Source organism: Dactylosporangium siamense (genome assembly GCF_016862795.1).
GTDB lineage: Bacteria > Actinomycetota > Actinomycetes > Mycobacteriales > Micromonosporaceae > Dactylosporangium > Dactylosporangium siamense.
In genome coordinates this window covers 16,737-28,791 of record NZ_BONQ01000110.1, presented here as the reverse complement: position 1 = coordinate 28,791, position 12,055 = coordinate 16,737, and the positions used below count along the sequence as shown (strand labels likewise).

The 12,055-nt window shown below is 70.4% G+C and carries 16 protein-coding genes; 7 read left to right on the top strand and 9 right to left on the bottom strand.

Going from position 1 to position 12,055, the window contains the following annotated elements:
• Nucleotides 1-7 precede the first annotated feature (7 nt).
• Nucleotides 8-1,864, bottom strand: coding sequence for a CocE/NonD family hydrolase (locus tag Dsi01nite_RS34765; protein WP_203850589.1), 1,857 nt, complete (start codon nucleotides 1,862-1,864; stop codon nucleotides 8-10).
• Nucleotides 1,865-1,969: 105 nt separating this feature from the next.
• Here Dsi01nite_RS34765 and Dsi01nite_RS34760 point away from each other — a divergent pair, with 105 nt between their 5' ends.
• Nucleotides 1,970-2,392 carry a hypothetical protein gene (locus Dsi01nite_RS34760; protein WP_203850588.1) on the top strand — a complete coding sequence of 141 codons (423 nt, stop codon included), beginning with the start codon at nucleotides 1,970-1,972 and terminating at the stop codon, nucleotides 2,390-2,392.
• Between the two features lie 57 nt (nucleotides 2,393-2,449).
• On the opposite strand, the gene Dsi01nite_RS58450 is transcribed toward Dsi01nite_RS34760, so the two are convergent.
• Nucleotides 2,450-2,572 carry a hypothetical protein gene (locus Dsi01nite_RS58450; protein WP_275423436.1) on the bottom strand — a complete coding sequence of 41 codons (123 nt, stop codon included), beginning with the start codon at nucleotides 2,570-2,572 and terminating at the stop codon, nucleotides 2,450-2,452.
• 136 nt (nucleotides 2,573-2,708) lie between these two features.
• Between Dsi01nite_RS58450 and Dsi01nite_RS34755 the strand changes: the two genes are divergently transcribed.
• From Dsi01nite_RS34755 to Dsi01nite_RS34745, 3 genes are all read left to right on the top strand, one after another.
• The gene (locus Dsi01nite_RS34755) at nucleotides 2,709-3,263 is read left to right on the top strand and encodes a TIGR03086 family metal-binding protein (protein WP_203850587.1); all 555 of its coding nucleotides are present in this window, start codon (nucleotides 2,709-2,711) and stop codon (nucleotides 3,261-3,263) included.
• Nucleotides 3,264-3,270: 7 nt separating this feature from the next.
• On the top strand, nucleotides 3,271-4,161 hold the full coding sequence (locus Dsi01nite_RS34750; RefSeq protein ID WP_203850586.1) for a S41 family peptidase: 891 nt from the start codon (nucleotides 3,271-3,273) through the stop codon (nucleotides 4,159-4,161).
• Between the two features lie 196 nt (nucleotides 4,162-4,357).
• Nucleotides 4,358-5,872 carry a DUF7402 domain-containing protein gene (locus Dsi01nite_RS34745; RefSeq protein ID WP_203850585.1) on the top strand — a complete coding sequence of 505 codons (1,515 nt, stop codon included), beginning with the start codon at nucleotides 4,358-4,360 and terminating at the stop codon, nucleotides 5,870-5,872.
• Nucleotides 5,873-5,938: 66 nt separating this feature from the next.
• Here Dsi01nite_RS34745 and Dsi01nite_RS34740 read toward each other — a convergent pair whose 3' ends face one another.
• The 4 genes from Dsi01nite_RS34740 to Dsi01nite_RS34725 all read right to left on the bottom strand — a co-directional run bounded on the left by Dsi01nite_RS34740 (nucleotide 5,939) and on the right by Dsi01nite_RS34725 (nucleotide 8,449).
• Entirely contained in the window at nucleotides 5,939-6,361 is a 423-nt protein-coding gene (locus Dsi01nite_RS34740; RefSeq protein ID WP_203850584.1) for a hypothetical protein, read from the bottom strand.
• A gap of 23 nt (nucleotides 6,362-6,384) precedes the next feature.
• Nucleotides 6,385-7,521 (bottom strand): chymotrypsin family serine protease, encoded by a 1,137-nt coding sequence (locus Dsi01nite_RS34735; RefSeq protein ID WP_203850583.1) that lies wholly within the window; start codon nucleotides 7,519-7,521, stop codon nucleotides 6,385-6,387.
• A gap of 36 nt (nucleotides 7,522-7,557) precedes the next feature.
• Complete coding sequence (locus tag Dsi01nite_RS34730; protein ID WP_203850582.1) at nucleotides 7,558-7,788, bottom strand: hypothetical protein; 231 nt, start codon at nucleotides 7,786-7,788, stop codon at nucleotides 7,558-7,560.
• Nucleotides 7,789-7,978: 190 nt separating this feature from the next.
• A complete protein-coding gene (locus Dsi01nite_RS34725) occupies nucleotides 7,979-8,449 on the bottom strand; it encodes a hypothetical protein (protein ID WP_203850581.1) in 471 nt (156 codons plus the stop codon).
• A gap of 77 nt (nucleotides 8,450-8,526) precedes the next feature.
• Between Dsi01nite_RS34725 and Dsi01nite_RS34720 the strand changes: the two genes are divergently transcribed.
• Nucleotides 8,527-9,216, top strand: a complete 690-nt coding sequence (locus Dsi01nite_RS34720; protein ID WP_203850580.1) for a TetR/AcrR family transcriptional regulator C-terminal domain-containing protein — start codon at nucleotides 8,527-8,529, stop codon at nucleotides 9,214-9,216.
• On the opposite strand, the gene Dsi01nite_RS34715 is transcribed toward Dsi01nite_RS34720, so the two are convergent.
• A complete protein-coding gene (locus Dsi01nite_RS34715) occupies nucleotides 9,180-9,758 on the bottom strand; it encodes a hypothetical protein (RefSeq protein ID WP_203850579.1) in 579 nt (192 codons plus the stop codon). The genes Dsi01nite_RS34720 and Dsi01nite_RS34715 overlap by 37 nt on opposite strands.
• Nucleotides 9,759-9,999: 241 nt before the next feature.
• Between Dsi01nite_RS34715 and Dsi01nite_RS34710 the strand changes: the two genes are divergently transcribed.
• The gene (locus Dsi01nite_RS34710; protein WP_203850578.1) at nucleotides 10,000-10,320 is read left to right on the top strand and encodes a hypothetical protein; all 321 of its coding nucleotides are present in this window, start codon (nucleotides 10,000-10,002) and stop codon (nucleotides 10,318-10,320) included.
• Between the two features lie 40 nt (nucleotides 10,321-10,360).
• Here Dsi01nite_RS34710 and Dsi01nite_RS34705 read toward each other — a convergent pair whose 3' ends face one another.
• The gene (locus Dsi01nite_RS34705) at nucleotides 10,361-10,966 is read right to left on the bottom strand and encodes a TetR/AcrR family transcriptional regulator (RefSeq protein ID WP_203850577.1); all 606 of its coding nucleotides are present in this window, start codon (nucleotides 10,964-10,966) and stop codon (nucleotides 10,361-10,363) included.
• A 96-nt stretch (nucleotides 10,967-11,062) separates the two neighbouring features.
• On the opposite strand from Dsi01nite_RS34705, the gene Dsi01nite_RS34700 reads away from it, so the two are divergent.
• Nucleotides 11,063-11,473 (top strand): GlcG/HbpS family heme-binding protein, encoded by a 411-nt coding sequence (locus tag Dsi01nite_RS34700; RefSeq protein ID WP_203850576.1) that lies wholly within the window; start codon nucleotides 11,063-11,065, stop codon nucleotides 11,471-11,473.
• A 133-nt stretch (nucleotides 11,474-11,606) separates the two neighbouring features.
• Here Dsi01nite_RS34700 and Dsi01nite_RS34695 read toward each other — a convergent pair whose 3' ends face one another.
• Complete coding sequence (locus Dsi01nite_RS34695) at nucleotides 11,607-12,005, bottom strand: hypothetical protein (RefSeq protein WP_203850575.1); 399 nt, start codon at nucleotides 12,003-12,005, stop codon at nucleotides 11,607-11,609.
• Nucleotides 12,006-12,055: the final 50 nt, after the last annotated feature.

Here is a 12,055-nt window from a genome sequence, read left to right as displayed (position 1 = left end):
GGCCGGATCAGGCGGGCGCGGTCGGCAGCCGCAGCAGCGAGCGGTGCAGGTCGATCTGCACGGACCCGCCGGTCGCCGCCTTCCACGTGTACGTGCTGTCGGTCAGGCTCACGACGAGGCCGAGCCGGTGCCCGGCCGGGATCACCTGGTCGGTGTCGTGCAGCCGCAGCACCACGGTCTCCCAGGTGTCCGCGGGCATCGGCGTCGGGTCGGCGAGGGACTTCCGGTGTGCCGTGTCGAGCCAGGCGCGGCTCAGGACCGACGTGTCTGTGGCGATGACGTTCTTCGTGGTTTCGTGGTAGCAGGCGTCGTCGGCCGGGGTCTGTGCGCCCCAACAGGTCTCCGGTGCCAGGGTGGTGATGCCGCTGCCGAGCTCCCAGTTGACCCGCTGCCGCGGGCCGTAGTCGACGAGCCGGACGGTGAGCGCGCTGCTGGGCACGCTGGAGCGGATGCGCAGCACCACGGTGGCGGCGCCGGCGGTGTGCAGGTCCGCGGCGAGCGGCGCGGTGAGGAACACGTGCCGCCCGGCCTTGCCGATCTCCGGTGCCGCGGCGGCGTTCGGCTCGCTGATCGCCACGTCGGTCACCGCGGCCTCGCCGCCCTGTGGGGCGCCGGTGGTGAGCTCACCGGTGACGCCGTTGCCGGACCGCACCGACCAGACGACGTTGTGCGTGCCGGTGGGCGGCCAGACGGCACTGTCGGCCCACACGTCGGCGCCGCGTTCGACGCTGCCCATCGGTTCGGACATGATGCCGGTGTCGAGGTCCTGCAGCCACTGGTCGAACCACCGGTGCAGGGTCTGCACCCACGCCGCCCGGCGGAAGTCGAACGGGTCCACGTGGCCTTCCTGCGACAGCCACACCTTGCGCGGCACGCCGTGGGCGGCGAGCTGCTGCCACCAGCGCCCGAAGTTCGAGGACTTCACGTTGAGGTCGTTCATCCCGTGTACGGCGAAGACGCTGGCCTGCACGTTGCCGGCCTGGGCGACGGGCTCGCGCTGGCCCCAGAACGCGTTGTGGTCCACGGCCGCGCCGGCGGTCTGCAGTGTGGTGCGGGTCGCCGCGCACGCCGCGGGCGGCCGGCCGGTCACCTTCAGGTGCAGGTCGTCCATGCTGCTGACGGCGGCGACGAGTCCCGCGTTCAGGCGCTCCCAGTCGTACCAGCTCGACACCGCCGAGATGGGCACGACGGTGCGCAGGCCGGGGACGCCGGTCGCGGCGACGGCGTTGGCGATCGCACCGTCCCAGGACTTGCCGATCATGCCGACCTTGCCGTTCGTCCAGGGCGCGGTGACCGGGGTGTTGTCGGCGCGGAACGCCTTGGCCTTGCCGTTGAGCCAGTCCACGACCGCCTTCGCGCCGAGGACCTCGCCGGGGCCGCCGATGTCGGCGCAGCCCTTGGACCGGCCGGTGCCGGACAGGTCGACGGCGAGGAACGCGTAGCCGCGTGGCACGAAGAAGTTGTCGTAGTACAGCGGCATCCTGCTCACCGGGCTGGCCGGGTCCGTCGTCGCGTAGAGCTTGCGTTCCAGCTCGTTGCCGCGCCCGCAGGCGTTGGTGCACGTGTAGTACGGCGACGCCTCGATGATCACGGGGACCTTGAGGTCCGGCTGGGTCGGGTCGACCGGCCGGACGATGTCCACGGCGATGCGGTCGAGAGCGCCGTCGCCGTCGCTGTCCACGCTGCTCCGCACCCAGACGACCTCGCGGGCCGCACCGGCGTAGGAGTACACCGGGATGGTCGTGTTGCCGGAGACGTGCTTCGGCGGCGGTTCCGCCCGGGCCGTGGACGGTAGTGCGAGTCCGCCGGCGATGACGATCGCGGCCGCGGTGACGAGTCTGGAAATTTGCGATATGCCTGTCATGCCCGATTGCACGGGCCAGCCTCGCGGCCGGATCGCCTTTGTCCGTTACGCGGCATATCTCTTGCCAGTGGCGGCGGCGATCGGGTAGGCGCATACGCTACGTCGATGTCGTCGATCGCTTCGCTGTACCTGCTCCGCGAACCGGACGTCCGCACCCTGGCCGAGTCCGGTCACGCACCCGACGACCTGGAACTGCGCGACGCGTTCCACTGGTCCGGGTATTTCATGCTGTACCTGCTGCTGTTCCTGGAGGAGGAGCAGGACGTGCCGGTGTCGCGGTCACGGTACGACGAGGTCCTGCCGGACCCGGCGGACGGCCTACGCTTCGTGCTCACGGCCGAACACCAGGCGCACCTGCCGCGGCTGGACGTCGCGACGTTCGATCAGGCGGCGTTCGACGACTACCTGGACGCGATGGGGGGCTCCTTCGAGGAGTCCCCCATCGCGGTCGAGGAGACGCTGACCCTGCTGCGCGATCAGGTCGCGGCGCTGCGCGACGATCAGGCGCTGGTCATCGAGATCGGCTGAAGGCCTCAGCGGGTAATGTCGGCTGAAGGCCTCAGCGGGTGACATCGGTGGAAGGCCTCAGCGGGTGACGAGGTAGATCACGACGAAGATGGCGACCGCGATGCCGATGATCGCGCCGACGCCGAGCGGTGACCGGCCGTTGCGCGGCGGCCTGGCGTAATGTCCTCTGACCCAGGGCATGACAGCTCCTTCGCTCGGTCGCCGGCGCTCCGGCGACATCCATCACGATGCATGGTGCCCAGGCCGGCATTGATCAAACGGCGTCCGTTCGCGGGAAGGGCCACGGGCGGCCGGTGCGAGGCGATACGGTGGCCGGATGACGCCAGCGGAGGAGCACCGCAGCATCGCCGGCACGTTCACCGACCGGGTCCGCGGTGTCGCGGCCGGTGGCTGGGACGCGCCGGCGCCGTGCGAGGGCTGGGTGGCCCGGGACGTCGTCGGCCACCTGGTCGAGTGGTTCACGGGGTTCCTGCAGGCCGGCACCGGCATCGAGCTGCCGAAGGGACCGAAGGTCAGCGAGGACCCGGTCGAGGCCTGGCAGGTGCACACCGACGCCGTGCAGGCGGTCCTCGACGACCCCGGCTGCGGCGACCGGGTGCTCAGCAACCCGCACATCGGCGAGCTCCCGCTCGACGCGGCGATCAGCCAGTTCTACACCGCCGACGTCTTCCTGCACACGTGGGACCTGGCCCGCGCCACCGGCCAGGACGAGCGCCTGGACCCGCACCGCTGCGCGGTCATGCTCGCCGGCATGCTGCCGATGGACGAGGTGCTGCGCGGCAGCGGCCACTACGGCCCCCGCGTCGAGGTGCCCGACGGCGCCGACGCACAGACCCAGCTCCTCGCCTTCATCGGCCGGAACCCGCTGTAGGGCCGCCGTGGGGATCACCGGCGACTGGCGGCAGCGGCGGACCCGGCGGTACCTGTTGCACGCACTCGAGATCGTCGAACGCCGCGCGTTGTTCAGGGACACCGTGGACTGGCCCGAGGTCCGCGCCGAGGCCGTGGCCGCATGTGCCGGCGCGGTCGCCTACGCCGACACCCATCAGACCCTGAAGGCCGTGGCGAAGCGGGCGGGTGGGATGCACAGCGGGCTGCGCCCGCCCAAGCCGAGCGGCGCATGGGGTGGCGCCACGATGCCCAGCGGCGAGGTCGTCGACGGCATCGGCCGGCTCCGGCTGCCCTCCTGTGGCGGCGGCGCCCGGACGTACCGCGACACCGGTCACCGGCTGATGCGGGACCTCACCGCCGCCGGGCCGCACGGATGGGTCGTGGACCTGCGCGGCAACCAGGGCGGCAACATGTGGCCGATGCTCTCCGTGGCGGGGTCGTTGTTGCCCGACGGGGTGCTCGGCTACTTCGTGCCACCGGCCGGACCCGACCTGGAGTGGCGGGTGCGGGACGGCCGGGTGCTGCTCGACAACCGCCGGGTGCGGTTCGGTGCCCGCACCACGGCCCGGACCATCGGCCCGCACCGCCCTGACGTGCCGGTGGCGGTGCTCACCGACGGGCAGACCGGCAGCTCGGGCGAGGCCGTCGCGGTGGCGTTCCGCGGGCGGCCGGACGTGCGCACGTTCGGGTCCGAGACGGCCGGCATGACCAGCTCCAACGAGACGTATCAGCTGCGCGACGGCGCCCTGCTGTCCGTGACGGCCTCCTGGTTCGCCGACCACCACCACACCGTGCACCGAGGGCCGCTGCAGCCCGACGAGTCCGGCGGCACCGACCCCCTCGCCGCGGCCGTCGACTGGATCCGCCGGGCCCGGTGAACCTTTCACCACCGAAAACCTTTCGGCCGCGCCTGAAGCGCTTTGGCGCTGCTTAAGTCCTTGGCACAAGTTGTCACATGATTGACATCTGACGATTTTCCCTGCGACAGTTCGAAAAGGTTTTCGTCAGTGTGACGCGCGCCCGCCGCCCCGGGCCGTCGCGTCGATCCCTCATCCTCGCGAAGGGAGCTTCGCCATGCCCAGATCCGCCCGACCCGGCACCACCCGGGTCGCCGTCGCGATCACCGCCGTGGTCGCCGCAGCGCTCGGACTCCTCGGCCTCAACACCTTCGCCGGCACCGCACTCGCCGGCGACCGGACCATCCGGACGACTCTCCCCGCCAATCTCCCCTCCGACGATGTCGCCAAGGGTCTGATCTACACCGGGCTGCAGCGCCGCCCGGCCGGCCCCTGCGGACCGGGCCTGCTGGAGGTCACGGGCACCAGCCCGGTCATGTGCACGCACGGCCCCGACGCGGCGCCCGCCGGGCTGTCCGTGAAGGCCGGCGTGCCGGCGCTCGCCGCCGCGGCTCCCGCCGCCCAGTCCCTGGCCGTGTGCGAGGGCGACGGGACCAGCGGCCGCCGGGTCGAGGTCTTGTACATCCACGGCTCGACCAGCCGATACACCCAGTACCTGGAGACGTTCCGGACCCTCGCCGAGGGCGTCGACACGATCTTCAACGAGAGCGCCAAGGAGACCGGCGGCGAGCGGCACGTCCGGTACGTCACCGAGACCGTCAGCGGCGCGTGCCGGCCGGTCGTGCGCGACGTGCAGATCGCCGACGCCGCGCTCAACGCCAACGACTGGGCGCCGCTGCTCAACGCCGTCAAGGCCGCCGGCTACACCAGGACGGACCGCAAGTATCTGCAGTTCGTCGACGCCAATGTGTACTGCGGCATCGGCGGCCTGGCCGGCGACACCCGCAAGAGCGACGCGAACCGGTCCAACAGCGGGCCCGAGTACGCCCGCGCCGACAACGGCTGCTGGTCAGCCGGGGTCGCCGCGCACGAGCTCGGCCACACCCTCGGCGCCGTCAACAACAACGCGCCGAACGCGTCCGGGTACGGCCACTGCACCGACGAGTGGGACGTCATGTGCTACAAGGACGGCGACAACGTGGTCGTGCGGACCGTGTGCACGAACCGGTCCCACGACGACCGGCTCGACTGCAACCACGACGACTACTACAGCACCAACCCGCCGGCCGGGTCGTACCTGTCGCAGTACTACAACGTCGCGGACAACCTGTTCCTCATCAAGGGCTCCAACCCCCAGCCCGACAGCAACCTCGCGCGGTCGGCGGTCGCGTCGGCGTCCTACACCTCGGCCTGGGAGTCGGTCGCGGCGATCAACGACGGGATCGACCCGTCGTCGTCGAACGACACCGTGCACCCGCGGTGGGGCACCTGGCCCAACAGCGGCCAGCAGTGGGCCGAGCTGACCTGGCCGGCGGCCGTGTCCGTCCGGCGGGCGCAGGTGTACCTGTTCGACGACAACCAGGGCATCGACCTGCCGTCGAGCTGGCGGCTGCAGTACTGGACGGGCAGCGCCTATGCCGACGTGCCGGGCGCCAGTGGGTACCCGGTGACCGCCAACGCGTACATCACGGTCACCTTCACCCAGGTCAGCACCGCCCGGCTGCGGGTCGTGCTGCAGTCCAACGGCACGAACTCGGTCGGGCTGCTGGAGGTCAAGGCCTACGCGAGCTGACGGTGCCGGTCCCGGGGGCGGGGGTCATGCCCCCGGGACCAGGCGCGCGCCAGGCCCGGCGGACAGTCAGGCCTGGAAGACGGTCGTGTGCCGGAACGCGCTGCTCGTGCCGTTGAAGCCGTACGTGCCGCGGTAGGCGCCGGGCTGCACGTACTCGCCGACGACGATGATCGAGTTGGCGCAGGAGCCCTCACCCGCCCGCTGGGCTTCCAGGCGCAGGTCGTCGCCGAGGACGCCGCCGGTGATGGTCCACGGCGCGCCGCAGATGCCGGCGGTGATCTGGCCGCCGGTCAGCACGAACGGGTAGGTGCCCAGGTTGATCTCGGCGGAGATCTGGAAGCTGACGCCGGCGTTGTGCAGGGTCAGCTTCACCTTGGTGCTGACGGCCTCCGGCGCGGCGAAGGCCTCCTCGCGGGACCCGACCTGGGTGCCCTTCGGGTTGAAGTACGTGCGCTGCACGTCGGTGTGTTCGGTGACGTCAGTGCTCATGGTGGTGTTCCTCCCGTCCGGGCTCAGGCCAGCAGTTCGGCGATCTCGACGCGCAGCAGGGACCGCACGGTCTCGATGTGGTTGAGGATGGTGGCCTGCGACGAGCCGGCGAACAGCAGCCCGATCGCGACGTTGTCGTAGCTCGTCACCAGCGACCCGGAGTCCCCACCGGCCGACATGGCGGTGGTGATGATCTGGTCGTGGAAGCGGGCCACGCCGGCCGAGCCGTAGTTGACGTCAACGGTCGCGTCGACGCTGATGATGCGGCCGTAGGTGGCGTTGGTCGTGCGGCCGACCTTGCGGACCCGGTCACCGACGGCCACGTTCGCCTTGCGCCGCCAGGCCCGCGGCGGCCCGTTGAAGTACACCTCGCGGGTCGCGTCGGAGAACTCGCACTGTCCGATCGCGGCGTCCACGACGTTGTTGTGCCGGTCCAGCGGCACCTGCGGCGCGAACTGGATCGGGATGAAGCGGCTGAGCGTGGCCACCCGGTCCCGGGGGTCGACGCCGCCGTCGAACGGGCCCGGCTGCACGATGGAGCTGCCGATCGGTGCGGCGTTGCTGGCCGCCAGCACGTGGTTGTTGCTCAGCACGTAGTAGCGCGGCGGCGCGCCGAGGCCGGGGGCCGGTGGGTCGGTGGTCGCGCCGGGCAGGAAGTCGTAGACGACGCTGCCGAGGGTGCCCGCGGTGATGGCCACGTTGCCGATCGAGAACCCGGCCGGGCAGGGTCGCATCCGGCGGGCGAGCAGCTGCGGCTCGGCCTCCATCGGCGCGGGGCGCTCCGGCGGCAGTTCGGTCGGGCGCCGCTCCAGCACGGTGTCCGGCACGCGGACGAAGACCTCCATGTCCGGCGGGCTCAGGACGCGTTGCTGGGCGGCGACGTGGCCGATGGCGACGACGTCGGTGAGGGTCCCGTCGTCGAGCCGGCCGGGCACGACGTCGCGGCGGCTGAGGCCCGCCTCCGGGATCTTGCTGGTGACGAAGACCAGCATTGCCGGCTGACCGGTCGGCCGGCCGTCCGTCCATTTCACGCCGAGCCCGAAACCGATGACGTTCGCGGCCGGGCCCTGCGGGTCGAGCAGTTGTTGCTGGGCCTGTTCCCGAGCGGCCTCACTGAGCCGCCCACCGGCCGGTCCGCGCATCATTTCATTCTGGGTCATGGTGTCCGCCACCTCCGGGGCGCGTGCTGACGCGCGTCAATTACCCTGGGCGGTCACCTCTCCAATGGGGACGACTCGGACCGGCACTCCCTCGAGTGCGTCGGGAATCGTCGCGCCGAGGTCCAGGTCCCGCCTGGGCACTGCACGCTGCACGTAGACGTCGATGACCTCCGCCCCCGCGTCGTCCCGACCGATGCCGACACCGATGACGTCCGGCAGGCTCAGCAACTGACTTTCGTGTCGCCGACGGACCGAACCGGCATCCATTCCGGATTCTCCCCCACGGGCCGAGGTCTTTTCCCGGTTACCGTTCTAGACCCGCCGGCCACCGATGGCAACCCTTTCAATACGACAATGCGAGATCCTTTTCTGAAGCCGAAAATTGACGCTTTCCGTGCCACTCTCCGGAGATCTTCCGTACAATTTGTCTGACGTTACTCGACGTGGTTTACGGCGGTCACAGCCGCGCCGCCGCCAGGACGGCGCAGACGCCGCCGGCGAGCATCAGGCCGTGCAGGATCATGTGCTCGACGTTGGGCCGGGGCCGGTCGCCGATGCGGGGCAGGACGATCAGGGTCTGCGCATAGGTGCGGGCGTGCAGCTCCGCCCAGGTGGTGCCGGTGCCGGCGGTCGCCCACGGCGCGGCGACACCGATGAGGTAGGGCATCCACCACAGCACCAGGCCACCGGCGGCGAAGAGCAGCTCCAGCGAACCGGCGACGTAGCCGAGCACCGGCGCGGACAGCACCGCCGCCAGCCCCAGCAGCACCGCGGGCAGCGTCATCATCGGCGCGTTGATCGCCACCTCGGTGCGCTGCTCCTCGCGCTTGGCGTCCCGCACGTTGTTGAGCGGGAACAGATCGACGAGCGTGACGAGCAGGAAGTAGGCCACGGCGGCCAGGAGCAGGGTCAACGCGAGCGCGAGCACGGGTCCTCCACGATGGTCCGACGAATGCTTACGCTGTAAGCATCCTTGCCGCTGCTATCGTGGCTTACGCCGTAAGCATGGTCAAGGGGGTTGCGTTGACGGATCGCCGCGCCGGCGCCAAGGCGGGACTGAGCCGCGAACGCGTCCTCGACGGCGCGCTGGAGTACCTCGACACCTACGGCCTGCCCGCACTGTCGATGCGCAAGCTCGGCACGCACCTGGGCGTCGAGGCGATGTCGCTCTACCGGCACGTGCCGAACAAGGGCGCCCTGCTGGACGGGCTCGTCGACCGGGTCATGCAGCTCGCGTTCGCCGACCTGCAGGACCCGCCGCCCGATGCGTGGGTGCCGTGGGTGCGGCAGTTCGCGCACAGCCTCCGGGCGGCGCTGCGCGCCCACCCCGGGGTGCTGCCCCTGGCCGCGACCCGCCCGGTGAACTCGCCCGACGCGCTACAGATGTCGGAGCGCTGGCTGGCCGCGATGCGCGCCGCCGGCCTCCCGCTGGGCATGGCGCTGGACGTGATCAACGTGATCGCCACGTTCACCATCGGGCACACCCTCGCCGAGGTCGGCCAGACCCCCGGTCACGAGGGCACCGAACCCGACCTCGACCAGCGCGCCGACGAACTGGACCCGGCCCGGTTCCCCAACCTGACCGAGGTCATCACCACCCGCGCGGGCCTCGACTTCGACACCCGCTTCACTGCTGCCATCGACATCCTGCTGGCCGGCTACGCCGCGCTCTCCAGACCCGGTGCTGCCTCGTAGGCGCCCGGTGCGGTCTCGTAGGTCATGAAGGTCTGCGAGTCGGCGGCCTCGCTGCGGACCTTGCCACCGGAGATCCGGCGCAGCCACGTGGCGATCGCCCGGTCCAGCCGGTACGCCTCGATGTTGTGCCGGCAGATGTCCAGCGAGATCACGCCCTCGTGCTCCTCGGCGTGGCGGTACATCGCCTCGATGAGCTTGACGAACACGCCGTGCTCGTGACCGGGGACGGCGACGAAGCCGCAGTACCAGATGCGGTTGCCGGCGTAGTGCGCGGGCCAGCGGCGGGCGAAGTACTCCGGCGAGATGAGCGGCCAGGCACTGAGCTGGTTGGTGTAGGTGGCGAGCCCGAGCATGACCCCGTCGTCCGAGTAGGCGAGCCACTTCTCGATCCGGCGGTCGGTCATCACGTCGTCGAACTCGGTTCGGTACATCAGGTGGCGCTGCACGGTGAGCGCGTTGAGATGGCGGAACGCGGTGCAGTACAGCAGCCACGCCTGTTCGAGCTGCTCATCGACCAGATCCATGCGGACGTCAATCTTCATCTGACCCTCCCCGAATTACGTTCGGTAAGGACTCTGTCAACAGAATGTACGTACGCATCGACGGGTGCGACAATCCGCAAAATCCGCGCCATACGGGAGGCCTGAACCAGGTGCTCAGCACTCGGAGTCCTGTACTCCGTGCAGGTCACGGTCCGCCCGCGCGGACGGACGCCCGGCGAGTGCGTCGCGGGTGCACCCGGCAACCTGCATGTTCCACGCCGGGCGGCGTTATGGTCGATGGGTGTCTCCCCTGACGCAGTTCCTGATCTACCTGCTCGCCCTGGTGATCCTGGGCGCCGTGGTCGTCAGGGTCCGAAGGACGTCGCGGCAGCAGGGCTACCGGTTCGGCAGGGACGTGATCGTGCGGTGCCGCGACGGGCACCTGTTCATGACGACGTGGATCCCGATGGTGTCGTTCAAGGCGATCCGGCTCGGCCTGGTGCGCGTCCAGCGCTGCCCGGTGGGCGACCACGTCACCGCCGTGCGCCTGATGCGCGATGACGACCTGACCCCCGACCAGCGCCTCGAAGCCCGCCGCCACCACGACAACGGCGTCCCGTAGCCAGCACCGGCACGTCCACGTCCACGTCGCCACCTTCGCGTCAGCGTTGCAGGCCGACCAGTTTGGTCAGGAAGCGGTCGAGCTGGTCGGCCAGGGGCGGCCAGGGCAGGTCGGGTTCGTTGATGCGCTGAGCCAGCATGCCGTTGACGGCGGTGCGCAGGTCGATCGTCACGGTGAGCGCGTCGTCGTGCGGGGCGGCGCCGGCGTCCATGCACCGCTGCACGGCAGTGCGGGTGCGCTCGACCATGACCTCCTTGAACGGCATGCCCAGGCGGCGGTGGACGCCGCTTTCATGCAGCACCTTGTAGAGCCCGGGGTGGGTCTGCGCCCATTCGGCCTGGGCCAGGATGCGGGCCCGTAGTTGCGCGGCGGGGTGGTGCTCGTGGGCGGCCTCGGCCGCGTCGCCGATGGCGACGAGTTCCTCATGGCAGCGTTGGGTTGCGGCAAGCACGAGTGCGTCCCGGTCGGGAAAGTAGAGGTAGACCGAGGTCGCGGCGACGGAGACGGCGCGGGCGACCGCGCGGAGCGACAGCGCCTGATCGTCGCCGAGCTCGTCGAGCATGCGCACGCCGGCCGTCAGGATCTCCTCGCGGAGCAGGTCTCCCTGCCCGCGGGTGTTCTGCTTGCGCCGGCCCTTGATGTCCATCCCGGCAAGAATAGCTGAACACCCATTGCGCTACAGCTGTACTTCAATCATGCTGGTCGGCATGACGCACTGTCCGCAACCTTCAGGGAGGCCACGATGCCGTTGACGCTCCAAGAGGCTCAGGCGGTCATCGCCGGCGCACACGAGCACGCCGCGAAGATCACCGCACCGGTGACGGTCGCGGTTGTCGACGAAGGCGGGCACCTCCAGGCCCTCGGCCGCATGACCGGCGCACCGCCGCTCTCAGCGCAGATCGCCGAGGTCAAGGCGGCCAGCGTTGCCCTCTTCCGCCGCGACGGCGCCGTGCTGCGCAAGATGCAGGAGACCTCGCCCGCGTTCTTCGCCCAGCTGGAACGGGCCGTGCGGGTGCCCATCCTCGTGGGCGCCGGCGCGGCGCTCATCACGCGAGGGGACACCATCCTCGGTGCGCTGGCAGTCAGCGGCGGCACGGTGCCCGGGCAGGACGACGAGTGCGCCGAAGCGGCGCTTGCGGCCCTCGCCCCTTAGCCGCGATCGGACGGCCGGCTCCAAAGCCATGACCGCGGTTTGCACGCGACAGCCGCAGCGATGAAACACCGGCCCGCGGCCCGGCGCTGGCGTAGGTCAGCAGGATCGCGCCGGCGCTGCCACTGCCGAGACGCTACGTGTCCCGGAACCACCCAACCGCCGGAGCGTCCGTGAAGTCGTCCTCAACCTCGGGCGGCCAACGATCGCGCAGCATATCCAGCTCCTCGGCCGTGGCACCCACGACCTCGCACGGCGGCGAGTGCAGGCATCCTGGGAGACCTGCACTCGCGAAGCCGCGATGCATACTCCACGCCTGCGCCAGTTGCTCACTCGACAGGCGGTGAACAACGTAGACGCGAGGTTCGAAGTCCCACGTCCCGCCAGGGTCCTCGTTGGCGACCATGACGAACCAGAACTCGCGCTCGTCGTGCACGGCAACGCCCGTGACGGGCCCGTCGTACCAGTCGCTGAACCAAACCTTCCGGACCTCGCTCAGCTCGGGCAGACCCGAAAGGCGGGCAGTGACATGCACGGTCTCGACCATACTGCCGGGCAGGACTCATGCTTGTGGTCGAGGCGTCC